Source organism: Kitasatospora sp. NPDC038210 (assembly GCF_055600605.1).
Genome location: NZ_JBVJYK010000003.1, coordinates 477,201 through 502,778, shown reverse-complemented (window position 1 = coordinate 502,778; position 25,578 = coordinate 477,201). Strand labels below are relative to the sequence as shown.

The window sequence follows — 25,578 nt, the reverse complement described above, 5'->3', positions numbered from 1 at the left end:
TTACTCCCCCGCCTGCGGGTCGTCGGCGGTGTCGGACGGGTCGGTGCCCTCGGCCTGGGTGCCCTCGGCAGCGACGGCGTGCGCCTCGGCGACGGCCTCCGGCTCGGACTCGATGTGGCCGCTGGCGGCACCGGTCATCGCGGTGCCCAGGTCCTCGGCGGTCACGGTGGCCGGGTCGGCGTCGGCGACCAGGCGGCCGCGGTAGATGACCCGGATGGTGTCGGAGAGCCCGATCAGCTCGTCCAGGTCCGCGGAGATCAGCAGGACGGCGAGGCCGGCCCGCTGGGCGACCCGGATGTGCTCCCAGATCTGGGCCTGCGCGCCGACGTCGACACCGCGGGTGGGGTGCGCGGCGATCAGCAGCTTGGGCTGGTGGCTCATCTCGCGGCCGATGATCAGCTTCTGCTGGTTGCCGCCGGAGAGCGAGGCCGCGGTGACCTCGATGCCGGGGGTGCGGACGTCGAACTCCTCGACGATCCGCTGGGTGTCCACCCGCGCGCCGGCCGGGTTCAGCAGCACGCCCGTGGAGTTGGGCGCCTCGGTGACGTGACCGAGGATGCGGTTCTCCCAGAGCGGGGCCTCCAGCAGCAGGCCGTGCTTGTGGCGGTCCTCGGGGATGTAGCCGATGCCGGCCTCGCGGCGGGACCGGGTCAGGGTGCCGGAGAGGTCCTTGCCGTCCAGGGTGACGGTGCCGCCGTCCAGCGGCAGCATGCCCATGATGGCCTCGACCAGTTCGGCCTGGCCGTTGCCCTCGACGCCGGCGATGCCGAGGATCTCGCCCTTGTGGATGCGCAGCGAGATGTCGTCCAGGACGACGCGCTCGATGCCCTCGGCGTCGGTCTTGGCGATCCGCAGGTCCTTCACGTCGAGCATCTCGTCCGTGGTGACGGTCGACTCGCGGCTCTCCGGGGAGGGCAGCTCGGCGCCGACCATCATCTCGGCGAGCTGCCGGGCGGTGACGGCCTTGGGGTCGGCGTCGCCGACCGTGGTGCCGCGCCGGATGACGCTGATCGCGTCGGCCACCGCCAGCACCTCGTGCAGCTTGTGCGAGATGAAGATGACGGTGACGCCCTCGGACTTGAGCTCGCGCAGGTTGTCGAACAGCGCGTCGACCTCCTGCGGGACGAGGACGGCCGTGGGCTCGTCGAGGATCAGGATCTTGGCGCCGCGGTAGAGCACCTTGAGGATCTCGACGCGCTGGCGGTCGGCGACGCCGAGGTCCTCGACCAGGGCGTCCGGGCGCACGCCCAGGCCGTACTGGTCGGAGATCTCCTTGATCTTCGCCTTCGCCTTGGCACCGATGCCGTGGATCTTCTCGCCGCCGAGGACGACGTTCTCCCACACGGTGAGGTTGTCGGCGAGCATGAAGTGCTGGTGCACCATGCCGATGCCGCGCTCGATCGCGTCGCCGGGCGTGTTGAACTCGCACAGCTCGCCGTTGATCGCGATGGTGCCCTCGTCCGGCTTCTGCATGCCGTAGAGGATCTTCATCAGCGTCGACTTGCCGGCGCCGTTCTCACCCATCAGGGCGTGCACGGTGCCGGTGCGGACGGTGAGGTTGATGTCGTGGTTGGCCACGACACCGGGGAAGCGCTTGGTGATGCCGCGCAGCTCGACGGCCGTTGTCGCCGTCCCCGCGCTGGGGGTGCCGTCCTTGCGCAGGGGGACGGGGTCGGATGCGGTGATGGCGATCTCCTGGTGGTCTGGAGGCGCGTCGTTGCGCTGGGAGGGCCAAGGTGGGGAAACGTGGGGACGGAACGGGGCCCGGGGGTGCGCGTTGAGCGCACCCTGCCGGGCCCCTCCCGTGCCTGTGTCGATCATCGCTCTGCCGGGCAGGCGGCAGGCGTTGTCACGTCCGGGACGCGCGGACCTTACTGGGCCGGCGCGGTCGGGATGGTGGTGGCGCCGCTCTTGATGGCGTCGGCGGCGGCCTTCAGCTGCGACTGGATGTCGTCGATCTTGCCGCCGGTGGTGGCGAGCGAGACACCGTCGGCCTTCAGGTCGAAGAGCTTGATCCCGGTCGGGTTCTGGCCCTTCTTGACCGAGTCGATGTACGAGTACACCGCGTTGTCGACGTTCTTGACCATCGAGGTCAGGATGCTGTTCTTGTACTTCGCCAGGGCCGGCTGGCTGGCCTGGTCGGAGTCGACACCGATGGCCAGCTTGCCGGCGTTGGCGACGGCCTCGATCGAGCCGTTGCCGGAGGAACCGGCGGCGGCGTAGATGACGTCCGCGCCCTTGTCGAGCTGGCCCTGGGCGGCCTCCTTGCCCTTGTCGGGGGAGGAGAAGCCCGAGAAGTCCGGCGGGGTGGTGAGGTACGTGGTCTCGATCTGGATGTTCGGGTCCACGGACTTGGCGCCCGCCTTGTAACCGGCCTCGAACTTCTTGATCAGCTCGGACTGCACACCACCGATGAAGCCGATGTGGTGGGCCTTCGACTTGTTCGCGGCGGCGACACCGGCCAGGTACGAACCCTCCTGCTCGGCGAAGAGCAGCGAGGTGACGTTGGCCGGCTGGTCCTTGTCGTTCGAGTCGATGATCGCGAACTTGACGTTCGGGTTGTCCTTGGCGACCTTGTTGACCGCCGGCTGGTAGACGAAGCCGACCGCGATGATGGTCTTGTAGCCGGCGTCGACCAGGTTCTTGAGGCGGGTCTCCTTGTCGGCCTCGGCCTCGCCCTGCTTGGCCTCGGCCTCGGTGACGGAGACACCGAGGTCGGACTTGGCCTTGTCGAGACCACGGGCGGCGGAGTCGTTGAACGACTGGTCGCCACGGCCGCCGATGTCGTAGGCCATACCGACCTTCAGCGAACCGTCGCCGGAGCCGGAGGAGGAGGTGGTGTCGTTGCTCTTTGCGCCGCAAGCGGCGAGCGAGGCCATGCCCAGGGAACCCGAGAGCACAACCGCGGCGAGCTTCATTGAACGGCGCAAGGGAGTATCTCCTTCTAACACGCAACCGTTTGGCGTGGTCGGACGCCACCGTAACGCGCGTAGAACACGGTTGTGTTACGGGGTGCCAGAGCATTCGGGTTGTTATCAAACCGTGGTCTGAGGCCCATCCCGAGGCCCTTTCCCGTGACACGGACGGTGGTCCGAGGTTGGTGGGGCCCAGTTTACGGAACCGCCACCGAACCCCGAATCCCGACAAACCGCCCACGTGTCGGCTGCCGCCCCGCGGCCGCGCCCTCAGTGGCCGTCCGCCCCCAGTGCCAGCGCCGCGAACAGCTCGGCCCCGATGCCGATCGCCCGCTCGTCCACGTCGAAGCGTCCCTGGTGCAGGTCGCGGACGGTGGTGTCACCGGGGGCGCGGACGCCGAGGCGGGCCAGCGCGCCCGGGGCGTGCTCCAGGTACCAGGAGAAGTCCTCCCCGCCGAGGCTCTGCTCGGTGCCCTCCACCACCTGCCGGCCGTCCCGGCCGAACCGCGCGTTCATCACCTCGTCCAGCAGGGCGACCGAGACCGCCTCGTTGACCACCGGCGGCACCCCGCGGTGGTAGTCCAGCGTCCACTTGGCCCGGTAGGTCTCGCTGAGCTTGGCGATCAGCTCGTGCAGCAGGTCCGGCGCCTCGCGCCAGCCGTCCAGCTCCAGGCAGCGGACGGTGCCCTCCAGCTCGGCGTGCTGCGGGATGACGTTGGGCGCGGAGCCGGAGGCGATGCGGCCCCAGACCAGGCTGACGCCCCAGCGCGGGTCCATCCGGCGGGCCAGGGCGCCGGGCAGGTCGGCGGCCATCCGGGCCACCGCGGTCACCAGGTCGGTGGTCAGGTGCGGGCGGGCGGTGTGCCCGCCGGGGCCGTCCAGGTGCAGCACCAGGCGGTCGCAGGCCGAGGTGATCGCGCCGGTGCGCAGGGCGATCCGGCCGACCTCCACCTTCGGGTCGCAGTGCACCGCGAAGATCCGGCCGACGCCGTCCATCCCGCGGGCCTTGATCACGTCCAGCGCCCCGCCCGGCATGACCTCCTCGGCCGGCTGGAAGACCAGCCGGACCGGGCGGCGCAGCTCGCCGGTGCGGGCGGCCTCGGCCAGCACCAGTCCGGCGCCGAGCACCACCGCGGTGTGCACGTCGTGGCCGCAGGCGTGGGCCCGGCCGGGGACGGTCGAGCGGTACGGCACGTCGGTCTTGGCGTCGTCGATCGGGAGTGCGTCGATGTCGGCGCGGAAGGCCAGGAACTCGGCGCCCGGGGCGGTTCCGGCCGGGACGATGTCGACGAGCAGGCCGGTGCCGCCCGGCAGCACCCGGGGTTCGAGTCCGGCCGCCACCAGCCGGTCGCGCAGCAGCCCGGTGGTGCGGAACTCCTGGCGGCCAAGCTCCGGGTGCCGGTGCAGATCACGGCGGAAGGCGATCAGCTCGGGCTCCAGCGCCCCCACCCGGTCGCGCAGGTCGGCGGCGGGGCGTGCGGCAGCGAGAGTGGCGCCCGGCTGAGTGGGCTCAGGACGGTTCATCTCGCCAATCGTAGGCCTGCTGGGGGGTTTTGGCCCGACTTCCGGAAAATTAGTCCCCGGATGGGCGCATACCGGCCGGACAGGTGGGTATGACATCTCGTTTCAGCCGCCTTCCCCGGGTCGCTTGCCCTGTGCAACGATCACCCGGGCCGGTGGTCACGGCCGCCACTTCCTTGACGGCACCCGGACGTTGACGTCCGTTCAGGCGGTGCTCAGAAGCGCTCCACCGGGGCGTACGTCCCCCACACGCCGCGCAGCGCGTCGCACACCTCTCCGACGGTGGCCCGGGCGGCCAGTGCCTCCTTCATCGGGTACAGCACGTTCCCCGTCCCCTCGGCCGTGCGGCGCAGCCCGTCCAGCGCCCGGGTGACGGCGCCGGCGGAGCGCTCGGCCCGCAGCCGGGCCAGCCGCCCGGCCTGCTGCCGCTCGATCGACGCGTCCACCCGCAGCGGCTGGTACGGCTCCTCCGTGTCCGCCCTGAAGCGGTTGACGCCGACCACGGTCCGCTCGCCGGAGTCGGTCTCCTGCTGGACGCGGTAGGCGGTGCGCTCGATCTCGGCCTTCTGGAAGCCCTGCTCGATCGCGGCCACCGCACCGCCCCGGTCCTCGATCCGGGCCATCAGGGCCAGCGCGGCGGCCTCCACCCCGTCGGTGAGCGACTCGACGGCGTACGACCCGGCGAAGGGGTCGACCGTGGCGGTCACGTCGGTCTCGTGGGCGAGCACCTGCTGGGTGCGCAGGGCGAGCCTGGCGGCCTTCTCGGTGGGCAGCGCGATCGCCTCGTCGTAGCCGTTCGTGTGCAGCGACTGGGTGCCGCCGAACACCGCGGCGAGCGCCTGCACGGTGACCCTGGCCAGGTTGACCTCGGGCTGCTGGGCCGTGAGCTGCACCCCGGCGGTCTGGGTGTGGAAGCGCAGCATCTGCGAGCGCGGGTCCCGCGCACCGAACTCCTCTCGCATGATTCTGGCCCAAATCCTGCGTGCGGCCCGGAACTTGGCCACTTCCTCCAGGAGCGTCGTGCGGGCCACGAAGAAGAACGAGAGCCTGGGGGCGAAGTCGTCCACGGCCATCCCGGCGGCGATCGCGGTGCGGACGTAGGCGATGCCGTTGGCCAGGGTGAAGGCGATCTCCTGCGCGGGATCGGCCCCGGCCTCGGCCATGTGGTAGCCGGAGATGGAGATGGTGTTCCAGCGCGGGATCTCGGCGCGGCAGTACCGGAACAGGTCGGCGACCAGCCGCAGCGAGGGCTGCGGCGGGAAGATGTACGTGCCGCGGGCGATGTACTCCTTCAGCACGTCGTTCTGGACGGTGCCGGTGAGCGACGCCGGCGCGACGCCCCGGGCCTCCCCGACCAGCTGGTAGAGGAGCAGCAGCAGGGCGGCGGGCGCGTTGATGGTCATCGAGGTGGACACCTCGCCGAGCGGGATGCCGTCGAACAGCACCGCCATGTCCTCGACGCTGTCCACCGCCACCCCCACCTTGCCGACCTCCCCGGCCGCGAGCGGGGCGTCCGAGTCGTAGCCCATCTGGGTCGGCAGGTCGAAGGCGACCGACAGGCCGGTGCCGCCGCCCGCGATCAGCTGCCGGTAGCGGGCGTTGGACTCGGCGGCGGTGCCGAAGCCCGCGTACTGGCGCATCGTCCAGGGGCGGCCGGTGTACATGGTCGGGTAGACGCCCCGGGTGTACGGGTACTCCCCCGGGCGTCCCAGCCGGGCGCCGGGGTCCCAGCCGGCCAGTGCCTCGGGGCCGTACAGCGGTTCGACGTCGAAGCCCGACTCGGCGCGGCGCGGCTCGGCTGCCATGGGTCCCTCCAGGGATCGGCGGGCGCTGTCCTCGCAATCTATGGCCTGCCCGCCGGGGCGCCGACGCGGTTGAGATGATCGGGTGAACGACCGATGAGCCCCAGGGAGTGGCAATGACCGAGCAGAAGGTGGCCGTGGTCACCGGTGCCAGCAGCGGAATCGGCGCGGCGACCGCCCGCCGGCTGGCGGCCGAGGGATTCGACGTGGTGCTGACCGCCCGCCGCACCGAGCGGATCGAGGCGCTGGCCAAGGAGATCACCGACCGGGGCGGTTCGGCGCGGGCGGTCACCGTGGACGTCACCGACCGGGCCGCCGTGGACGCCTTCGCCGCCGAGGTCGGCCGGGTGGACGTCCTGGTGAACAACGCGGGCGGCGCGATCGGCGCCGAGACGGTCGAGCACGGCGACCCGGCCGACTGGCGGGCCATGTACGAGGTGAACGTGCTCGGCGTGCTGCACGTGACGCAGGCGCTGCTGCCGGCCCTGCGGGCCACCGGCGACGGCACGGTGCTGGTGCTCTCCTCGACCGCCGCGCTGGCCGCGTACGAGGGCGGCGGCGGGTACGTCGCCGCCAAGCACGCCGCGCACACCATCGCGGCCACGCTGCGGCTGGAGCTGTGCGGGGAGCCGATCCGGGTGATCGAGATCGCGCCCGGCATGGTGAAGTCCGAGGGCTTCGCGGTCACCCGTTTCCGCGGCGACGAGGAGAAGGCGGCCGCGGTGTACGCGGGCGTGGCCGAGCCGCTGACGTCCGAGGACATCGCCGACACCGTGGCCTGGACGGTCACCCGGCCCTCGCACGTGAACATCGACCTGCTGGTGGTCCGCCCCCGGGCGCAGGCCGCCAACCACAAGGTCCACCGGAGCTGATCCGGGCCGGGCGGGCGGCCCCGGGGCCCCTGGTCGAACGCGTCACCACCCGGTGGTACACACGTCCGATGAGAACCTTCCGGGCCGCCCGCCCACGAGTCCTGCTGACCGCCCTGGCGGCAGGCACCCTCCTCCTCGCCACCGCCTGCGACCACACCGCCGAGCCGGCCCAGGACCACGCCGCCGGCACCTCCGCGCCCGCCACCGGCGTCGGGGGCGGCGCGGCGGCGACGGCGGGGACCGCCGGCGAGGCCGACCCGGCGCTCAAGCCCTTCTACGGCCAGCAGATCACCTGGGCGGCCTGCCCGGCCGACCCCCAGGCCGAGAAGGCCAAGATCGACACCTCCGGGATGAAGTGCGGCAAGCTGCACGTCCCGCTCGACTACGCCGCCCCCGCCGCCGACGCGATCGACCTCGCGCTGATCAAGTACCCGGCCGCCAGGCCGGACCAGCGGATCGGCTCGCTGATGGTCAACCCGGGCGGCCCGGGCGCCTCCGGCGTCGAGATGGTCGAGTACGGTGCCAAGGACTTCACCGGCACCCTGCACAACCGCTTCGACGTGATCGGCTTCGACCCCCGCGGCACCGGCGCCAGCTCGCCGGTCGTCTGCTACGACGACAAGCAGCACGACGCCGTCAACCAGCTGGACGAGCCGCTCGACCCGGCCGAGCGCAGGGCCGCGCACGTCAAGCAGTCCACCGACCACGCCGCCGCCTGCCAGGCCAGGTCCGGCAAGCTGCTGCCCTTCGTCGGCACCCGCAACACCGCCCGCGACCTCGACGTGCTGCGCGCCGCCGTCGGCGACAGGAAGCTCAACTACCTGGGCATCTCCTACGGCACCTACCTCGGCGCCCTCTACGCCGAGGAGTTCCCGCAGAACACCGGCCGACTGGTCCTGGACGGCGCCGTCGACCCCGCCCAGGACACCCTGGACCACGGCGTGGACCAGCAGGTCGGCTTCGAGAAGTCCTTCGAGCGCTTCGCCGCCGACTGCGTCGAGAACCACCCCGACGAGTGCTCGCTCGGCAAGGACAAGGCCACCGCCGCCAAGAAGGCCGCCGACTTCCTGGACGGCCTGCACGACAGCCCGCTGACCGCCAAGGACGGCCGCAAGCTCGGCCGCGACCTGGCCTGGACCGGCACCATCCAGATGCTCTACGGCGACGAGAAGACCTCCTGGAAGTACCTGCGGGTCGGCCTCGGCATGGCGATGACCATGAAGCGCGGCGACCTGCTGCTGGCCTTCGCCGACGACTACAACGGCCGCGACGAGAACGGCCACTACAGCCCGATCGAGGAGGCCAACGACGCGATCAGCTGCGCCGACGCCGTCCGCCCGGCGCCCACCCCCGAGCACGCCAAGGCCGCGGTGGAGCGCCTGCTCGCCGAGGCGCCGCTGCTGTCCAAGGGCGTCACGGTGGACGACTACAGCGAGCCCGGCTGCGCCTACTGGCCGTTCAAGACCCAGGAGAAGCCGCACACCGTCCGGGCCGAGGGCAGCGCCCCGATCCTGGTGGTCGGCTCCACCGGCGACCCGGCCACCCCGTACGCCTCGGCCGAGTCCCTGGCCAAGGGCTTCGCCCACGCCACCCTGCTCACCCGGGTCGGCGAGGGCCACGGCGCCTTCGGCAAGGGCAACACCTGCATCGACCGGGCCCTGGAGGCCTACCTGACGGAGGGCACCGTGCCGGCCGCGGGCACCCGCTGCACCTGAGCCCGGCCTGCCGATTAGCAGATGAACGCGGGGAGGGCGCTGACGCGAAGGTGTCAACGTCACAACTTGATAGCTCGTCCGGATGAATTCGGCGTGCGCCCTCCCCAACTGATGACGGCTCAACTACCTTGGAGGCGCTGCCCGACCGGCGCCCGAGCGCCTCTCCGCAGCCCCATACTTCATCTGCCCCACCAGCCCACTTCACCGGCACCTTCCCGCCCTCACGAGGAGGACCCGCTGGCCAGCGACATCCCGCCACAGCGGCTCGACGTCAGAACAGAGCCGACCCTCCTCGGGTTGCACCGCTTCAACGAGGCCGACGCCGGCGCCGCCGAGGAGGCCCTGCTGGCCTGCTGCGGCAGCCACCGCTGGGCCCTGCGGCTCACCGCGCACCGGCCGTACCCCGACATAGAGTCCCTGCTGGCCGCCGCCAGCGAGGCCTCCTACGACCTCCGCCCGGCCGACCTCGCCGAGGCCCTGGCGGACGAGAGCTGGATGCCGCAGCCCCTGCTCGGCATGCGGGCCCCCGGCAGCCAGGCCGCGCACACCGCGCTGCGGGCGGCTCACGCCGCCTACGAGGCCCGGTTCGGCCACGTCTTCGTGGTCTGCCTGGAGCGCGTCGCCCCGGAGGAGATGCTCGACACCGTGCTCTCCTCCATCCGCACCCGCCTGGCCAACGACCCGGACGAGGAGCGGCTGATCGCGGCGGACGAGCTCCGCCGGATCGCCCTCACCCGGCTGGAGCACCTGGTCGCCACCCACTCGGAGGCCGGAGCGCGCTGAAGCCGACCCCCGCCCCTCTTTCATCCGTGCGGGTGAATCACCCGTAGGGATGAACCCGAGCCGCCCGCCCCGCGTCCTTCGACGCGGGGCGTGGTCATTCGGTGACCCGGAGTGGCGAACCGCTCCTTGGTTCCCGCCCCACTAGGCCAGAAGTGCCTGATTGATCACACCTGGGGCCCCCGGAGGCGGTACGCGAGAAGGCGTCGATAGGATGCTCGCGGCCGGTGGACCGTACCCGGCCGGGCTGACCGACACCGAAGCCGGCCGAGCCCCCAATCGCTTCCGGAGGGTTTTTCCGTGCCGGCTGGAACGCTGTACCGCGGCCGGGAAGGCATGTGGAGCTGGGTGGCTCATCGAGTCACCGGCGTCCTCATCTTCTTCTTCCTGTTCGCCCACGTCCTGGACACCGCTCTGGTGCGAGTGTCGCCGGAGTCCTACGACACCGTCATCCAGACGTACAAGACTCCCCTCGTGAACCTGATGGAGTACGGCCTGGTGGCCGCCATCCTGTTCCACGCCCTCAACGGCCTGCGCGTCGTCGCGGTGGACTTCTGGTCCAAGGGCCCGAAGTACCAGAAGCAGATGCTCTGGACCGTGGTCGGTGTCTGGGTGGTGCTGATGGCCGGTTCCTTCTACGGGATCCTGCAGCACACGCTGATCTCCTGGTTCGGGAAGTGAGCTGAGACATGAGCACGGAAATCTCCGACGCCGTCGTCGTCCCCTCCAAGCAGGCGCACACCGGCAAGGGCCTCGGCACCGGCAACCCGGCCGACGCGTTCGTCATCGAGCCGCCGCGCCAGCGGACCAAGAAGACCCCGCGCCGCACCCGCACCAACTTCGAGATGCTGGCCTGGCTCTTCATGCGCCTGTCCGGCATCGTCCTGGTCGCCCTGATCATCGGCCACCTGATCATCATGCTGATCCTCGACGGTGGCGTCTCCAAGATCGGTTTCGCCTTCGTGGCCGGCCGCTGGGCCTCGCCGTTCTGGCAGGGCTGGGACCTCCTGATGCTGTGGCTCGCCATGCTGCACGGCGCCAACGGCATGCGTCAGGTCATCAACGACTACGCCGAGAAGGACTCGACCCGGCTCTGGCTCAAGGGGCTCATGGGTACCGCCACGGTCTTCACCGTGCTGCTGGGCACCCTGGTGATCTTCACCTTCGACCCCAACATCTGAGCCGCGAGCACCATCGACCATCGGCAGAGGCCAGAGGCGAGTTAACCCCCCATGCAGATTCACCAGTACGACACCGTCATCGTCGGCGCCGGCGGCGCCGGCATGCGCGCGGCCATCGAGTCCACGCAGCGCACCCGCACCGCCGTCCTGACCAAGCTCTACCCGACCCGGTCCCACACCGGCGCGGCCCAGGGCGGCATGTGCGCCGCCCTGGCCAACGTCGAGGAGGACAACTGGGAGTGGCACACCTTCGACACGGTCAAGGGTGGTGACTACCTGGTCGACCAGGACGCCGCCGAGATCATGTGCAAGGAGGCCATCGACGCCGTCCTCGACCTGGAGAAGATGGGCCTGCCCTTCTCCCGCACCGAGCAGGGCCGCATCGACCAGCGCCGCTTCGGCGGTCACTCGCGCAACCACGGCGAGGCCCCGGTCCGCCGCTCGTGCTACGCGGCCGACCGCACCGGCCACATGATCCTCCAGACGCTGTTCCAGAACTGCGTCAAGCACGGCGTCGAGTTCTTCAACGAGTTCTACGTCCTCGACCTGCTGATCAACGACGGCAAGACGGCCGGCGTCGTCGCCTACGAGCTGGCCACCGGCGAGATCCACGTCTTCCAGGCCAAGTCCGTCGTGTTCGCCTCCGGCGGCACCGGCAAGTTCTTCAAGGTCTCCTCCAACGCCCACACCCTCACCGGTGACGGCCAGGCCCTGGTCTACCGCCGCGGCCTGCCGCTGGAGGACATGGAGTTCTTCCAGTTCCACCCGACGGGCATCTGGCGCATGGGCATCCTGCTCACCGAGGGCGCCCGCGGCGAGGGCGGCATCCTGCGCAACAAGGACGGCGAGCGCTTCATGGAGCGCTACGCCCCCGTCATGAAGGACCTCGCGTCCCGTGACGTCTGCTCCCGCGCGATCTACACCGAGATCCGCGAAGGCCGCGGCTGCGGTCCGGACGGCGACCACGTCTACCTGGACCTCACCCACCTGCCGCCGGAGCAGCTGGACGCCAAGCTCCCGGACATCACCGAGTTCGCGCGCACCTACCTCGGCATCGAGCCCTACACGGACCCGATCCCGATCCAGCCCACCGCGCACTACGCCATGGGCGGCATCCCGACCAACGTCGAGGGTGAGGTCCTGCGCAACAACACCGACATCGTCCCGGGCCTGTACGCGGCCGGCGAGGTCGCCTGCGTGTCCGTGCACGGCGCCAACCGCCTGGGCACCAACTCGCTGCTGGACATCAACGTGTTCGGCCGTCGCGCGGGCATCGCCGCCGCCGACTACGCCAACGCGCACGAGTTCGTCGAGCTGCCCGAGAACCCGGCCGAGAAGGTCCAGGCCCTGGTCGACGGCCTGCGCGAGGGCACCGGCACCGAGTCCGTGGCGCAGATCCGCAAGGAGCTGCAGGAGACCATGGACGCCAACGCCATGGTGTACCGCACCGGCGCCACCCTGAAGCAGGCGGTCGAGGACATCGCCGCGCTGAAGGAGCGCTACAAGAACGTCTCCATCCAGGACAAGGGCTTCCGTTACAACACGGACCTCCTGGAGGCCGTCGAGCTCGGCAACCTGCTCGACCTGGCCGAGGTGCTGGCCGTCTCCGCGCTGGCCCGCGAGGAGTCCCGCGGAGGTCACTACCGCGAGGACTTCCCGACCCGCGACGACGTCAAGTTCATGCAGCACACCATGGCGTACCAGGAGGTCGCCGCCGACGGCAGCACCTCCATCCGCCTCGACTACAAGCCGGTCGTGACGACCCGCTACCAGCCGATGGAGCGTAAGTACTGATGAGCACTCCGACTGTGGAGAAGCACTCGGCCGCTCTGGACGCGGTCGAGGCCGGTGGCACGCAGCTGATCACCGTCACCTTCCGGATCCGCCGGTTCAACCCGGAGGAGCACCCGGACCCGGTGTGGGTCGACTACCAGCTGGAGATGGACCCGAAGGAGCGCGTCCTGGACGCGCTCAACAAGATCAAGTGGGAGCAGGACGGCACCCTCACCTACCGCCGTTCCTGCGCGCACGGCATCTGCGGCTCCGACGCCATGCGGATCAACGGCCGCAACCGGCTGGCGTGCAAGACCCTGATCAAGGACGTCGACCCGGAGAAGCCGATCACGATCGAGGCCATCAAGGGCCTGACGGTCCTCAAGGACCTGGTCGTGGACATGGACCCGTTCTTCCAGGCGTACAAGGACGTCATGCCGTTCCTCATCACCAAGGGGAACGAGCCGACCCGCGAGCGCCTGCAGTCCGCCGAGGACCGCGAGCGCTTCGACGACACCACCAAGTGCATCCTGTGCGCCGCGTGCACGTCGTCCTGCCCGGTGTTCTGGAACGACGGCCAGTACTTCGGCCCGGCCGCCATCGTCAACGCGCACCGCTTCATCTTCGACTCGCGCGACGAGGGTGCCGAGCAGCGCCTGGAGATCCTCAACGACCGTGAGGGCGTGTGGCGTTGCCGCACCACCTTCAACTGCTCCGAGGCCTGCCCGCGAGGCATCGAGGTCACCAAGGCGATCCAGGAAGTGAAGCGGGCGCTGGTCACCCGCCGCTTCTGATCCCCGCCTGACAGCCCGGAGGCCCCCGCCCGATCCCCGGATCGGGCGGGGGCCTCCGGCGTTCGCCGGGCCCTAACGCAGGGCGCCGAGGTCCTTCGGCGCGGACAGGCCGCTGAAGGTCAGCAGGTGCCGGTCCGCGGTGACGGCCCACAGGTCGGGCCTGCCGTCCCCGTCACCGTCGCCCGAGCTGCCCAGCGTCGGGTAGGCGGCGGTGGTGAACCCGGTGGCGACCACGTGCCCGGACGGGTCGGCGAGGGCGGAGGAGTCGAGGGCGCCGTCGGCCTTCTTCGAGACCGGGTACGCGTGCAGCTCGCCGGTGGCCCGGTCACGCGCCCACAGGGCGAGGTCGCCGGCCGCGTCGGGGCCGGGGGCGATCAGGTCGTAGCCGTTCCAGGCACCGGAGGTGGTCAGCTTGCGGGCCTGCTGGTAGCCGTAGGCGAAGTCGCCCCCGGAGTGCAGCCAGAGGTCGCCGCCCTCCAGGGTCACCAGCGAGGGCTCGGTGCCCCCGTCGACCGGACCGAAGGCGACCAGCTGGTCGGCCTTGGACCAGTCCTTGGCGAAGTCCGCGGGGCAGGCCACGACCGTCCCGGTGTCGTCCACGCACTCGGTGGAACGGTCCGCGCCCGTCCACGTCTGGCCGAAGGAGCCGTAGTCGAAGTTCCGGTACAGGTAGAGGTAGCCCTGGCCGGGCTTGTGGACGAAGAAGTCGTCCGCCGACGGTGCGTGGTCGTTCGACCAGCCGCGGTGCGCCACCTGGTACGACGCCCAGCCCGTCCGGTCGGGCGCGACGGCCGCCCGGACCGTCGAACCGGGCGCGGTGCCGGTGGCGTTCACGCCGATGTACTGGAGGTTGCCCTGGGCGTCCGGCACCAGGATGTCCGCGACGCCGTCCCCGTCGACGTCGCCGAGCGTCCTCGGCGGGTTCGGGTTCGAGGGGGCGTAGAAGGTGTAGCCCGCCCGGCCGACGTTGCCGGCGTGGTCCGTCACCTCCACGTCGAGGGTGTTGGTGCCCCAGTTCAGGACCTGGAGGTTCAGCGTGACCGTGCCGTCGCCGTCCGGCCGGACGGCGCCCGGTCCGTCGCAGCCGGAGGAGACGCCGAGGTAGCCCCAGCCGTACCGGACGCACGCGACCCCGGAGGCCGTCCCGCCGGGCGGGGCCGGGTCGGCGGTCCTCAGGACGAAGGTCCCCTTCTGCCCCGCGTACTTGGTGGCCGGGCCGCCCGCCGGGAAGTCGGGCGAGGAGACGGTGACGGTCGGACTCGTGGTGTCCGGCGCGGTGTCGGCCACCGCAGCGGGAGCGGCGATCAGACCGGCGACCACCGTCGCCGCGGCCGACCACCCGAGCCTGCGGGCGTGTCGAAGTGTCATGGAGATTTCCCACCCCTGTGTCTGCAGATCTTTTCGATACGTGCACGAGCGGTGGGGATCCTGCCAGCAGGCACTGACAGTCGCAACGGGAATCCTCAGTCGGCGGCCGGGGTGCGGCGGGTGGCGCGCAGGCCGCGGAGGCCGATGGTGCCGACGGCGATGCCGAGGACGAAGGAGGTGACGGCGAGGAGGAGGTGGACCCAGAAGAAGGCGGTGGGCTGGGAGTGGTCGCCGTTGGTGAAGGCCTGGCCGCCGGAGTCCTTCCACAGGTTCTTGACGAAGGTGGTCCAGATGATGATCGACCAGACCCCGAAGGCGGTCAGGAACCAGGAGGTGCGGCGGCTGAGCTTCATGGGAGGTCCTCGGCGGGGGTGTGAAGAGGGTGTGCGTCCCCAGTATGCGCGGGCCGCCGATCGGCGTACGGCGGGCCCCTCCTGCGGAGGACGGGCCCGGAGTGGCGGACGTCCGGGGCCCGGAATGGGTACGGTCTGCTGGTGCCCACTCCCCGTCACACGTTCGCACGCCTGTGCGCCGCGGTCACCGCGGCCCTCCCGGTCCTGCTCGCCGCCCCGGCGGCGGTCGCGGCCCCGCAGCAGCCGCCCCCGTCGGCCGCGGTCGGCGGCGAGCGGCTGGGGAACCCCGGGGTCCAGGTGGCCCCGCTGGCGGGTGCCCCGGCGCTGCCGAGCGGTCTCACCGGCCAGTCCTGGATAGTCTCCGACGCGACGTCGGGCGAGGTGCTGGCGTCCTACAACCCGCACCTCAAGCTGCCCCCGGCGAGCACCCTGAAGATCCTCTTCGCGGACACCGTGCTGCCCAAGTTCGACCGCAACGCGGTGCACCGGGTCGCCGACGAGGAGATCCAGGGGATCGGCGCCGGCAGCAGCCTGGTCGGCATCAAGGAGAACCTGGAGTACCGGGTCGAGGACCTGTGGCGCGGGGTGTTCCTGAGCTCGGGCAACGACGCCGTGCACGTCCTGTCGCACATGAACGGCGGCATCCCGCAGACCGTCGCCGAGATGCAGGCGCGCGCCGAGGCGCTGCAGGCGAAGGACACCAGGGTGGTCTCCCCGGACGGCTACGACATGGACGGCCAGGTCTCCTCGGCCTACGACCTGTCGCTGTTCGCCCGGGCCGGCCTGCGCACCACGGACTTCCGGATGTACTGCGCCACCCGGGACGCGATGTTCCCGGGCGCCGTGGACAAGAACACCGGCCAGCGCGGCAGCTTCGGGATCGCCAACACCGACCGGCTGCTGGGCAAGTACCCCGGGCTGATCGGGGTGAAGAACGGCACCACCACCAACGCCGGCTCGACCTTCGTCGGCGCCGCCGAGCGCGACGGCCGCACCCTGCTGGTGACGGTGATGCACCCGGCGAGCTACCAGAAGGTGTACGACGAGACGGCCGCCCTGCTGGACTGGGGCTTCGCCGCGGCCGGCAAGGTCCAGCCGGTCGGCAAGCTGGTCGACGAGGCCCCGCCCGGCGGCGACGAGCCGGCCGGCCAGGCCGGCGGCACGGCCGGCACGCCCGCGCCGCCGCCGCACCCCTCCCCCACCGCCGCCGCGCCCGCCGCGGCCCCCGCGCCGGCCGGGGACGACGGGCTCGGCCTCGTCGGCTGGGCGGCCGTCGTGGTGGCCGGGGCCGGGGCCGGGTACGGCGCTCTGGTCCTGCGACGGCGCCGCTCCGCCGGCTGACCACCCGTCGGGCGGCCCGGCCTCAGTCCCGGGGCCGGGCCCCGCCGTTCCCGGCGGCCTTCTCCGCCTGTGCCCGGGCCTTCCCGGCCCGGGCCTCGGCCCGCTCCTCGGCCTGCGCCTGCGCCTTGTCGGCCGCCTCCAGCAGCGCCCGTCCGTGCGCCCTGGTCCGTTCCCGGGCGGCCTCCGGGTCGGCCGTCGCCGTCCAGGCCACGCAGTACATCAGCAGCCGGCAGACGAAGTTGATCCACAGCAGCAGCGCGACCGGGGTGGCGAAGGCGCCGTACAGGCTCCGCCCGGCGACCGAGCCGAGGTAGGAGGCGAGCAGGATCTTCAGCAGTTCGAAGCCGACCGCGCCGATCAGCGCGCCCCGCAGGACGTCCCGGCGGCGCTGGCCGGTGATCCCGGGGAACGGCCCCAGCAGGTAGGCGAACAGCAGGGTGTCGCACCCTATGGCGATCAGCACGCCGACGCCGGTCAGCAGGTAGCCGCTGCCGAGGCCGATCGCCTCGGCGATCCGCCCGGCCAGGGTCGTCCCGGCGGCGGAGGCGGCGAGGGAGAACAGCGACACCAGGCCGAGGCCGCCCAGCACCACGACGTCCCAGGCCTTGCGCAGCACCGCGTTGCCCTCGTCGTCGGGCAGTTGCCACAGGTCCCGGATCGAGGTGCGCATGGTGTCCACCCAGCCGAGCCCGGAGATCAGCAGCAGCGCCCCGCTGACCAGTCCGACCGTGCCCGCGCTGGCCACCAGAGACGGCAGGTCGAGCGCGTCCGAGATGCCCGGCAGCTGGTCGGAGATGCGCTCCTGCAGGTCGTGCACCCGGCTGTCGCTGAGGGCCGCGACGGCGATCGCCAGGCCCACCGTGAGCAGCGGGAACAGGGCCAGGAAGCCGAAGAAGGTGACGGCGCCGGCCAGCCGGTTGCCGCGGGCCGCGGAGAAGTACTCGTACACCCGGTACGCCCGGGTGCGCAGCACCCTGGAGACGAGCGGGCCGATGACCGGAAGGCGGGTCAGGAAGTCCACCCGACCGGTTATACCGGCCCGTCCCCCGAACGGCCGTCAGGCACGGGGCCGGCTCGGGGTTTCCGGGTCTCCCGGGTGTCCCGGGTGTCCCGGGTGTCCCGGGTGTCCCGGGTGTCCCGGGTCTACCGCCTGACCAGCCGGCGGGCCTTCGCCACCGCGCGGACGGCCTGGTAGGCGGCGTAGCGGCCGTTGCCGAGCAGTTCGGTCCGCAGGCCGTCCACGCCGGCCGGCGGGCGGTAGCCGGCCGGGCGCAGCCGGCCGCAGTGCGCGGCGGCGCGGCGGAAGTATTCGCGGCGGTCGCCGGGCGGGACCCTCCCGGACTTGGAGACCACGGTGTTGAGGTGGTGCATCATCCGGCCGTAGACGACCGGGCGCCAGCGGTCCAGGTCGGGGCGGCGGTCGAGGAAGGAGAAGACCAGGTCGTACTGGGCGAAGACGTCGAAGTGCTTGCGGCTGGCGGTCGCCAGGATGTTGCCGCCCTCCTGGCGCTGGCGGTAGTGCACGCCGACCAGGTCGAGCAGGGTGATCCGGCCCGCGGCGAGCAGCGCCGGGTACGTCCAGGGGGTGTCCTCGTAGTAGCCGGCCGGGAAGACCAGCTGCTGCGCGCTGATGAAGTCGCGGCGGTAGGCCTTGTTCCAGACGACCTGGAGCAGGTCGAGCAGGTCGGGGCGGGCGTCGAGGTCGAAGACGTCCGGGGAGGCGGCGCCGAAGACGTGCGCGGAGGCGGCCCGGGTGATCCGGCCGTCGGCGTACGTGCGGGCGTAGTCGTAGACCAGGACGTCCGGGTCGTCGGTGGCGGCGAGCCGCTCGTCGACGGCCTTGAGGAGGCCCGGGGTGAGGGTGTCGTCGCTGTCGAGGAAGACCACGTAGTCCCCGCCGGCGACCTCCAGGCCGGCGTTGCGGGCCCGGCCGAGGCCGACGTTCTCCGGTAGGTGCAGCACCCGGACCCGGGGGTCGGCGGCGGCGGCCTCGTCCAGCATCGCGCCGCAGCCGTCCGGGGAGCGGTCGTCCACCGCGATCAGTTCGAAGTCGGGCCCGTCCTGGCCGAGGACCGAGTCGAGGCACTCGGCGAGGTAGTCCTGGACCTGGTACACGGGGACGATGACGCTGAAGCGGGGCACGGGGCCCAGCGTAGTGGCCCCCGGGGAGGCCCCGGCCCCGGAGGTAGGATCGGGACGCACGTACGCACCGTTCGAAGTGCGGTCAGGCCCCCAACGGGCTGCCTCGCTCCTTCCCCAGAAAGGCCTGCGTAGCCGATGGCTCCCCGCCTCTCCATCGTCGTTCCGATCTACAACGTCGAGCGTTATCTCGTCGAGTGCCTCGACTCGATCGCCGCCCAGACCTTCACGGACTTCGAGTGCGTCATGGTCGACGACGGGTCGAAGGACGACAGCGCGGCGCTCGCCGAGGCGTACGCGGCCAAGGACTCGCGTTTCCGACTGGTCCGCCAGGTGAACAAGGGCCTCGGCGCGGCCCGCAACACCGGTATCCGGCACATCGACCCGGACGCCGAGTTCCTGTGCTTCGTGGACAGCGACGACTCGATGCCGCCGAGCGCGTACGAGCTGATGATCAACACGCTGGAGGAGACCGGCTCGGACTTCTGCACCGGCAACGTGCTGCGTTTCCGTGCCGTGGGCTACTACCAGTCCGGCGGTCACGTGAAGCCGTTCAAGGAGACCAGGCTCAAGACCCACATCACCGAGGTCCCGGCGCTGGTCACCGACCGCACCGCGTGGAACAAGGTGTACCGCCGCTCGTTCTTCGACGCGGCCGACCTGCTCTACCCCGAGGGCATCCTGTACGAGGACGCGCCGGTCAGTGTCCCGCACCACTACCTCGCCAAGAGCGTGGACGTGCTCTCCGAGCCGATCTACCACTGGCGCGAGCGCGAGGTCGGCGAGATGTCGATCACGCAGATGCGCACCAACCCGAAGGGCCTGATCGACCGCGTCGCCTCGGTCGAGCTGGTCCGCGGCTGGCTGAAGAAGCAGACCGAGCCGCGCTTCGCCCAGTACCTGCAGTCCTACGACGAGAACACCCTCGTCGAGGAGATCCCGATGTTCTTCTGGTCCGTCGTGGACGGCGACAAGGAGTACCGGGACGCCTACGTCCAGCACGTCAGCCGGCTGCTCCGGGCGATCGGCCCCGAGCAGGTCCGCAAGCTGCGCGCGCCGCTGCGGCTGAAGTACCACCTGACCCTCGCGGGCCGGGTGGACGAGCTGGTCGAGCAGATCAAGTACGAGGGCGAGAGCGGCGGCGGCGTCCAGGCCCGCGGTCTGCTGCGCCCGTACGCCGACTACCCGTTCCTGCGCGGCGGGCGCAGGAGCGTGCCGTCCGGCGTGCTGAAGCTGGACAACTCGCTGGTCATGCGCAGCCGGCTGTACGAGAGCGCCTGGGTGGGCGGGAAGCTGCAGCTGACCGGGCACGCGTACCCGGAGCAGCTGGGCGCGGCCAACAAGCACGACATGGTCCGCACCCTGGTGGTGCGCGAGACCAAGGGCCGCCGGGTGCTCGCGGTCCCGATGAAGACCACGTACAGCCCCGAGGCCACCGCGAGCTGCAACCACGACCTGTACAGCTGCGACTGGTCCGGCTTCACCGTCTCGCTCGACCCGAAGAAGCTCAAGCACCGCGGCCAGTGGAAGGACGGCCACTGGCGCCTCCTGGTCGCCGGCGCGGGCAAGGGCGGGGTGTACAAGGGCCGGATCTCGGCCGGCTGGAGCGACACCGCGCAGTACGTGCCGTCGCACTGGGTCGAGCCGGACGTGCGGATCGTGCCGTGGGTCCGGGACAACTTCGTCTTCCTGCGGGTGGAGACGGTCAAGGCGCGGGTGACCGGCCTGGCCGCGCACGCCGGCCGGGTGGAGGTCTCGGGCGCGGCCCGCTCCGGCCCGAGCTTCGCCGGGGCGCTGCTGCGGCTCACCCACGTCGAGTCGGACCGCACCGTGGACGTCCCGCTGGAGCTGGGCGCGCCGGTCGGCTCGCTGCAGCCCTTCACCGCCTCCTTCCCGACCGCCGAGCTGACCGCCGTCCGCGAGGCCTGGGCCGAGCTGGACCCGGTCGCCGACGAGCGCGCCCGCGACCGCTGGGACACCGCGCTGCTGCTGGCCGACGGCAGTGTCGTCCCGGTGGCCTGGGACGAGCGCAACGCGCCCGAGCAGCTGCACGTGCCGCTGAACCCGCAGGCCCCGGCCGGCCTGCGCCGGTCGCTCTACTCCAAGCCCTCCCCGGGCGGCTACCTGCAGTTCTCCGACCAGCTGCTGCAGCCGCTGGTGGACGAGGTGTCCGCGCGCGGCGCCGACGGCTTCCTGCTCAGCGGCTCGTTCCCGCTGCCCGGCGCGCACCGCTGGGAGCTGGTGGTCCGTCACCACTGGCGCGAGGAGGAGCACGTCTACCCGGTGGAGATCTCGGAGGGCCGCTTCCGCACCGCGCTGCCCGCCGTGCCGACGGCCTCCTTCGCCGGCCGGGTGCCGTTCGCCAAGGGCACCTGGGACGTCTACTTCCGCCAGGTCGGCGCGCCGGTCGAGAAGCTGTCCGACGCCTCCGCGCAGGTGACCCCGGTCTGCTTCGCCGCGCTGCCGCTGGAGGTGGAGTCCCGCGGCAAGCGGATCGTGCTGGAGCGCCGCTACCACGACGGCCTGTCGCTGGAGTCGCACGCGGCGCTGCTGCCCGAGGAGCGGTCCGGCTACCGCCAGCGCCAGCTGCGCAGCGCGGACTACCCGGCCGCCCGTCGGCTGCCGGTGCGCGACACGGTGCTGTACAACGCCGGCAACGGCAGCATGTACGCCGACTCGCCGCGGGCCGTCCACGAGGAGCTGGTCCGCCGCGGCCTGGCGCTGGAGCACCTGTGGGGCAGCGACGACATGCAGGTCGAGCTGCCGCAGAGCGCGACGGCCGTCCGGCTGTGGAGCCCGGAGTGGTTCGAGGCGCTGGCGACCGCCAAGTACATCGTCACCAGCACCCACCTGCCCGACTTCTTCGTCCGCCGCCCCGGCCAGGTGGTCCTGCAGACCTGGCAGGGCACCCCGCTGAAGCAGGTCGGCTTCGACTTCGAGAAGGTCTGGTTCACCGACTCCAACTACCTCAAGGGCCTGGCCCGGGAGGTGCCGAACTGGAACCTGCTGGTGGCGGGCAACCGCTGGTCGGCTCCGGTGCTGCGGCGCGCCTTCGACTTCAAGGGCGAGATCCTGGAGAGCGGTGCGCCCCGCAACGACCTGCTGTTCGCGGCCGACCGGGAGAAGACCGCCGAGCAGGTCCGGGAGCGGCTCGGCCTGCCCGAGGGCAAGAAGGTCGTGCTCTACGCGCCGACCTGGCGCGAGGACCGTCGTCGGCCGCAGGGCGGCTACCAGATCGACCTGCGGATCGACCTGGAGGCGGCCAAGGCCGCGCTCGGCGACGACCAGGTGCTGCTGGTGCGCCGGCACAACGTGATGTGCGGCCAGATCCCGGGCGCCGGCAACGGCTACGTCTGGGACGTCGGCAGCTACCCCGACATGGCGGAGCTGCTGCTGATCGCCGACGTGCTGGTGACCGACTACTCGGCGAGCGTGTTCGACTTCGCGTCGACCGGCAAGCCGATGTTCTTCTTCACCCACGACCTGGAGCACTACCGGGACAACCTGCGCGGATTCAGCCTGGACTTCGAGGCCGAGGCGCCCGGCCCGCTGCTGGCCACCTCCGAGGAGCTCGTCGCCGCGCTCGGCCGGATGGACGAGGTCGCCGCCGAGTACGCGGACAAGGCCGCCGCGTTCCGTGAGGCGTACTGCGACCTGGACGACGGCCAGGCCGCCGCCCGGGTGGTCGACGCGATGCTCCGTACGGAGTAGTCACCGCGAACGGTCCTGGAGGCGCCCGACACCACCGGTGTCGGGCGCCTCCGCGTTTTCCCGGAAACCCCGGGCCGTGGAATCCCCGGAACCTCCCGGAACGCTCGGGACCTCCGGGAACGGCGAACATCCGCACAGGCGATCAATTTCCGAACCGGCGTTCCCGGAAATGAATTCCCCAGGTAATTCGAAAAAGCGTGCAGTTGCCTTCGCGGCCATTTCCGGATGGGATGTGAATTTCCATTCCGAAGGGCTCCGATCACCATGCCTGTGCTCACCCGGCTCGTCCTGCCGCACGCCGCTCCCCGGGTGACCACCGCGCGCCCCGCGGACGAGGGGGCCGTGGTGTTCGGCCTGCTGCGCGCCCGCTGGCATGACCGCGGTCTGGAACTCACCGGCTTCGCCCGCCCCCGGGGCCTGGACACCCGCCGCCCCGGATCGGCCTGGACCTGGCTGACCCTGCGCCACGAGGACGCGGACGCACCGCCGCTGCACCTGCGCTCCAGACCCCGCAGGATGCCCGAGGTCACCGACGACAGCGCCCGGCCCGAGCACAACCACGACTGGTCCGGTTTCACCGTCCTGCTGGCGCCCGGCCGGCTGCGCCGGGACGGCCGGTGGCTGCTCGGCGACTGGCGGATCGAGACCACCCTCTTCACCCGCCCCCGCGCCGTCCGGGTGCGCCGCCACTACGGCGCCCTCGCCCCGCACTGGTGCGGCTCCGGCGAGTACCCGCCGGCCTGCTGGGTGGACCACGACGTCCGCCTCCAGCCGTACTTCGAGGACGGCCGGCTGCGGCTGCGGCTCGAACGCCCGGCCGTCCGGATCACCCGGGCCGCCCGCACCGCCGCCGGCCTCGGCCTGGGCGGCGTCGCCGACTCCTGCCCGGCCGGCACCGTGCTGCGGCTGCGCCACCGGCAGAGCGACGCGGTGATCGAGCAGCCGCTCACTCGTGGCGGCGACACCTTCACCGTCCGGCTGCCGTACCGGCCGTTCACCGCCGAGGGGCGCGGCCGCGGGGACCTGGAGCACTGGGACGCCGAACTGCTGCGGCCGGACGGCGGCACCGAGCAGCTGTGCCTCGACGAGCGCGGCGGCCCGGTGGCCGGCCAGCACCCGCTGCCCGACACCCGCGACCGCGTGCTCTACCTCAAGCACCTCGCCGACGGCCGCCTCCAGGTCTGCGTCCAGCCCGCGGTCGGCCTGGTCGACCGGATCGCGGTGCGGGCCGACGGCTTCGAGCTCTCCGGGCACTGCCCGGAGCCGGCCGCGGACCGGCTGGAGCTGGTGCTGCGGCACTCCGGCACCGCGAGCGAGGTCCGCGGCCCGGTCGCGAGCGGCCCGGACGGCCGCTTCCTGGCCCGGGTGCCCGCCACCCGCACCGGCTCGGACGGCGCCGCACTGCCGCTGCGCAAGGGCATCTGGGAGGCCTCGCTGGAGCCGCCCGACGGCGCCGGGCCGGGCCGGTCGCTGCTCGCCGCCCCCGCCGCACTGCCCGCCGTCCCCGCCGCCGCCACGGCCGGCGGCAAGCGGATCCTGCTGCAGCGCCGCTGGCACGACACCCTGCTGGTGGACTCCACCCCGGTGCTCAGCGCCGCCGAGCGCAGCGCCTGGACGCAGCGCCGGCAGCGCGCCGAGCACTACCCGGCCGCCCGCCGCGCACCGCTGCGCGACGCGGTGCTCTACGACGTGTTCGGCGGCCGCGGGTACGCCGACTCCCCGCGCGCGGTGCACGCCGAACTCGTGCGCCGCAGCGCGCCGTTGGCGCACCTGTGGGCCGTCGACGACGCGCAGGCCGCGGTGCCGGCCGGGGTCACCCCGGTGCGGGTGTGGAGCCCCGAGTGGTACCGGGCGCTGGCCACCTGCCGGTACCTGGTCGGCAACACGCACTTCCCGGACTTCCTGGAGCGCCGCCCCGGCCAGGTCGTCGTGCAGACCTGGCACGGCTCGCTGCTGAAACGGATCGCCCACGACGTCGAGAACCCCTGGCTGGCCGACCACGGCTACCTGGCGGCGCTCGACCGGGAGACCCCGCAGTGGAGCCTGCTGCTCTCCCCCAGCCCGTTCGCCACCCCGATCCTGCGCCGCGCCTTCCGCTACGGCGGCGAGGTGCTGGAGTCCGGCTACCCGCGCAACGACGTGCTCGCCCGCCCGGACCCGCGGACCGCCGCGGCCGTCCGCCGCCGGCTCGGCGTCCCCGACGGCAAGCGGATCGTGCTGTACGCGCCGACCTGGCGCGAGGACCAGCGGCGCGGCGACGGCGACGGCTTCCGGCTCGACCTGCGGCTGGACCTCGACCACGCGCGTCGGCTGCTCGGCCGGGACCACGTGCTGCTGGTCCGCCCGCACGCGCACGTGCGCGAACCCCTGCCGGGCGCGGGGGACGGCTTCCGGTACGACTGCGGCGACTACCCCGACCCGCAGGAACTGCTCCTGGTCGCGGACGTGCTGGTGACCGACTACTCGTCGATCATGTTCGACTTCGCGATCACCGGCCGTCCGATGTACTTCTTCACCTACGACCTGGAGCACTACCGCGACACCCTGCGCGGCTTCTACTTCGACTTCGAGCCGAACGCCCCGGGCCCGCTGGTGCCGACCTCCGCCGAACTGCTCGGCGCGCTGCGCGAACTCGCCGACCGCGGCGGCGGGTTACCCCCCGGCTACGCCGAGCGCTACCGGCGCTTCCAGGCCGAGCACTGCGCGCTGGACGACGGCGGTGCGGCCCGCCGGGTGGTCGACCGGATGCTCCGGGCGCAGCCCGCCGCGGGCCGGTCCCGGGCGGCGCCGGGAGCGCGCCGGAGCCGCCGTCAGGAGAAGGAGTAGCTCCGCCAGGGCCGCCAGACCTCGTCCGCGTCGAACCGGGAGAGGCCGAAGCCCGGCACCACGAAGGACGCCCGGAAGCCGCGCGCCTGCTCGTACGCCTGGTCCAGCACGTCGTCCGGCAGGCCGTGGGCGACCGTCACGTGAGGGTGGTACGGGAAGGCCAGCTCGCGGGCCAGCGGGCCGGAGCGGACGTCCGCCTCCAGCAGCCGGCACTCCTGCGCGCCCTCCTCGACCCGGACGTACACCACCGGGGAGACCGGGCGGAAGGTGCCGCTGCCGCGCAGCAGCATCCGGAACGGCCGGTGCGCGGCGGCGACCGCCGCCAGGTGCTCCTCGATCTTCGGCAGCGCGTCGGCCGGCACCTCGGTCGGCGGCAGCAGCGTGACGTGCGTCGGTATCGACCGGGCCAGCGGATCGCCGTGCCCGGCCCGGGCGTCCTGGATCGCCGCGCCGTGCGGGTCCGGGACGCTCACGGACACGCCGATGG

At 72.0% G+C, this 25,578-nt stretch carries 19 protein-coding genes; 10 read left to right on the top strand and 9 right to left on the bottom strand.

Going from position 1 to position 25,578, the window contains the following annotated elements; translation table 11 throughout:
- The 4 genes from ACZ7KX_RS08760 to ACZ7KX_RS08745 all read right to left on the bottom strand — a co-directional run bounded on the left by ACZ7KX_RS08760 (position 1) and on the right by ACZ7KX_RS08745 (position 6,241).
- Positions 1-1,821 carry an ABC transporter ATP-binding protein gene (locus ACZ7KX_RS08760; RefSeq protein WP_470325872.1) on the bottom strand — a complete coding sequence of 607 codons (1,821 nt, stop codon included), beginning with the start codon at positions 1,819-1,821 and terminating at the stop codon, positions 1-3.
- 50 nt (positions 1,822-1,871) lie between these two features.
- Positions 1,872-2,930, bottom strand: a complete 1,059-nt coding sequence (locus tag ACZ7KX_RS08755; protein ID WP_350626669.1) for a BMP family lipoprotein — start codon at positions 2,928-2,930, stop codon at positions 1,872-1,874.
- 255 nt (positions 2,931-3,185) lie between these two features.
- Positions 3,186-4,439 (bottom strand): amidohydrolase, encoded by a 1,254-nt coding sequence (locus ACZ7KX_RS08750; protein WP_350519991.1) that lies wholly within the window; start codon positions 4,437-4,439, stop codon positions 3,186-3,188.
- A gap of 212 nt (positions 4,440-4,651) precedes the next feature.
- Entirely contained in the window at positions 4,652-6,241 is a 1,590-nt protein-coding gene (locus tag ACZ7KX_RS08745) for an acyl-CoA mutase large subunit family protein (RefSeq protein ID WP_470325871.1), read from the bottom strand.
- Between the two features lie 113 nt (positions 6,242-6,354).
- Between ACZ7KX_RS08745 and ACZ7KX_RS08740 the strand changes: the two genes are divergently transcribed.
- From ACZ7KX_RS08740 to ACZ7KX_RS08710, 7 genes are all read left to right on the top strand, one after another.
- A complete protein-coding gene (locus ACZ7KX_RS08740; protein WP_350519989.1) occupies positions 6,355-7,110 on the top strand; it encodes an SDR family oxidoreductase in 756 nt (251 codons plus the stop codon).
- A gap of 68 nt (positions 7,111-7,178) precedes the next feature.
- A complete protein-coding gene (locus tag ACZ7KX_RS08735; protein WP_470325870.1) occupies positions 7,179-8,825 on the top strand; it encodes an alpha/beta hydrolase in 1,647 nt (548 codons plus the stop codon).
- A 297-nt stretch (positions 8,826-9,122) separates the two neighbouring features.
- Complete coding sequence (locus ACZ7KX_RS08730) at positions 9,123-9,608, top strand: 2-oxo-4-hydroxy-4-carboxy-5-ureidoimidazoline decarboxylase (protein WP_350519987.1); 486 nt, start codon at positions 9,123-9,125, stop codon at positions 9,606-9,608.
- Between the two features lie 297 nt (positions 9,609-9,905).
- Positions 9,906-10,286 (top strand): succinate dehydrogenase, cytochrome b556 subunit, encoded by a 381-nt coding sequence (gene sdhC, locus ACZ7KX_RS08725; protein ID WP_033332398.1) that lies wholly within the window; start codon positions 9,906-9,908, stop codon positions 10,284-10,286.
- Positions 10,287-10,294: 8 nt separating this feature from the next.
- Positions 10,295-10,786: a succinate dehydrogenase, hydrophobic membrane anchor protein gene (gene sdhD, locus ACZ7KX_RS08720; RefSeq protein WP_350519986.1), complete on the top strand. Its 492-nt coding sequence runs from the start codon at positions 10,295-10,297 to the stop codon at positions 10,784-10,786.
- 51 nt (positions 10,787-10,837) lie between these two features.
- Complete coding sequence (gene sdhA, locus ACZ7KX_RS08715; RefSeq protein WP_470325869.1) at positions 10,838-12,580, top strand: succinate dehydrogenase flavoprotein subunit; 1,743 nt, start codon at positions 10,838-10,840, stop codon at positions 12,578-12,580.
- Entirely contained in the window at positions 12,580-13,353 is a 774-nt protein-coding gene (locus tag ACZ7KX_RS08710; RefSeq protein WP_396551870.1) for a succinate dehydrogenase iron-sulfur subunit, read from the top strand. Before sdhA ends, ACZ7KX_RS08710 begins: the two co-directional genes overlap by 1 nt.
- 72 nt (positions 13,354-13,425) lie before the next feature.
- Here the strand turns inward: ACZ7KX_RS08710 and ACZ7KX_RS08705 are convergent, their stop codons facing one another.
- Together ACZ7KX_RS08705 and ACZ7KX_RS08700 are read right to left on the bottom strand one after the other, a co-directional pair.
- Positions 13,426-14,721, bottom strand: coding sequence for a hypothetical protein (locus ACZ7KX_RS08705; RefSeq protein WP_470325868.1), 1,296 nt, complete (start codon positions 14,719-14,721; stop codon positions 13,426-13,428).
- Between the two features lie 95 nt (positions 14,722-14,816).
- Positions 14,817-15,074, bottom strand: a complete 258-nt coding sequence (locus ACZ7KX_RS08700; protein WP_470325867.1) for an SCO4848 family membrane protein — start codon at positions 15,072-15,074, stop codon at positions 14,817-14,819.
- Between the two features lie 141 nt (positions 15,075-15,215).
- Between ACZ7KX_RS08700 and ACZ7KX_RS08695 the strand changes: the two genes are divergently transcribed.
- On the top strand, positions 15,216-16,415 hold the full coding sequence (locus tag ACZ7KX_RS08695) for a D-alanyl-D-alanine carboxypeptidase family protein (RefSeq protein WP_470325866.1): 1,200 nt from the start codon (positions 15,216-15,218) through the stop codon (positions 16,413-16,415).
- Positions 16,416-16,437: 22 nt separating this feature from the next.
- On the opposite strand, the gene ACZ7KX_RS08690 is transcribed toward ACZ7KX_RS08695, so the two are convergent.
- Both ACZ7KX_RS08690 and ACZ7KX_RS08685 read right to left on the bottom strand, forming a co-directional pair.
- Positions 16,438-17,436 carry a YihY/virulence factor BrkB family protein gene (locus ACZ7KX_RS08690; RefSeq protein ID WP_470325865.1) on the bottom strand — a complete coding sequence of 333 codons (999 nt, stop codon included), beginning with the start codon at positions 17,434-17,436 and terminating at the stop codon, positions 16,438-16,440.
- 122 nt (positions 17,437-17,558) lie between these two features.
- The gene (locus ACZ7KX_RS08685; protein ID WP_470325864.1) at positions 17,559-18,557 is read right to left on the bottom strand and encodes a glycosyltransferase family 2 protein; all 999 of its coding nucleotides are present in this window, start codon (positions 18,555-18,557) and stop codon (positions 17,559-17,561) included.
- Positions 18,558-18,692: 135 nt separating this feature from the next.
- Between ACZ7KX_RS08685 and ACZ7KX_RS08680 the strand changes: the two genes are divergently transcribed.
- A complete protein-coding gene (locus tag ACZ7KX_RS08680) occupies positions 18,693-22,265 on the top strand; it encodes a bifunctional glycosyltransferase/CDP-glycerol:glycerophosphate glycerophosphotransferase (RefSeq protein ID WP_470325863.1) in 3,573 nt (1,190 codons plus the stop codon).
- Positions 22,266-22,529: 264 nt separating this feature from the next.
- Positions 22,530-25,091: a CDP-glycerol glycerophosphotransferase family protein gene (locus ACZ7KX_RS08675; protein WP_470325862.1), complete on the top strand. Its 2,562-nt coding sequence runs from the start codon at positions 22,530-22,532 to the stop codon at positions 25,089-25,091.
- Here ACZ7KX_RS08675 and ACZ7KX_RS08670 read toward each other — a convergent pair.
- The gene (locus ACZ7KX_RS08670) at positions 25,076-25,564 is read right to left on the bottom strand and encodes a 2'-5' RNA ligase family protein (protein WP_350519977.1); all 489 of its coding nucleotides are present in this window, start codon (positions 25,562-25,564) and stop codon (positions 25,076-25,078) included. The two genes, ACZ7KX_RS08675 and ACZ7KX_RS08670, sit on opposite strands and share 16 nt — an antisense overlap.
- Positions 25,565-25,578 lie beyond the last annotated feature (14 nt).

Bases quoted from the DNA above. Each gene is read 5' to 3' on its own strand.
- ACZ7KX_RS08760 (WP_470325872.1), bottom strand. From the start codon at position 1,821: ATGATCGACACAGGCACGGGAGGGGCCCGGCAGGGTGCGCTCAACGCG.
- ACZ7KX_RS08750 (WP_350519991.1), bottom strand. From the start codon at position 4,439: ATGAACCGTCCTGAGCCCACTCAGCCGGGCGCCACTCTCGCTGCCGCA.
- ACZ7KX_RS08745 (WP_470325871.1), bottom strand. From the start codon at position 6,241: ATGGCAGCCGAGCCGCGCCGCGCCGAGTCGGGCTTCGACGTCGAACCG.
- ACZ7KX_RS08740 (WP_350519989.1), top strand. From the start codon at position 6,355: ATGACCGAGCAGAAGGTGGCCGTGGTCACCGGTGCCAGCAGCGGAATC.
- ACZ7KX_RS08735 (WP_470325870.1), top strand. From the start codon at position 7,179: ATGAGAACCTTCCGGGCCGCCCGCCCACGAGTCCTGCTGACCGCCCTG.
- sdhD (WP_350519986.1), top strand. From the start codon at position 10,295: ATGAGCACGGAAATCTCCGACGCCGTCGTCGTCCCCTCCAAGCAGGCG.
- sdhA (WP_470325869.1), top strand. From the start codon at position 10,838: ATGCAGATTCACCAGTACGACACCGTCATCGTCGGCGCCGGCGGCGCC.
- ACZ7KX_RS08710 (WP_396551870.1), top strand. From the start codon at position 12,580: ATGAGCACTCCGACTGTGGAGAAGCACTCGGCCGCTCTGGACGCGGTC.
- ACZ7KX_RS08705 (WP_470325868.1), bottom strand. From the start codon at position 14,721: ATGACACTTCGACACGCCCGCAGGCTCGGGTGGTCGGCCGCGGCGACG.
- ACZ7KX_RS08700 (WP_470325867.1), bottom strand. From the start codon at position 15,074: ATGAAGCTCAGCCGCCGCACCTCCTGGTTCCTGACCGCCTTCGGGGTC.
- ACZ7KX_RS08680 (WP_470325863.1), top strand. From the start codon at position 18,693: ATGGCTCCCCGCCTCTCCATCGTCGTTCCGATCTACAACGTCGAGCGT.
- ACZ7KX_RS08675 (WP_470325862.1), top strand. From the start codon at position 22,530: ATGCCTGTGCTCACCCGGCTCGTCCTGCCGCACGCCGCTCCCCGGGTG.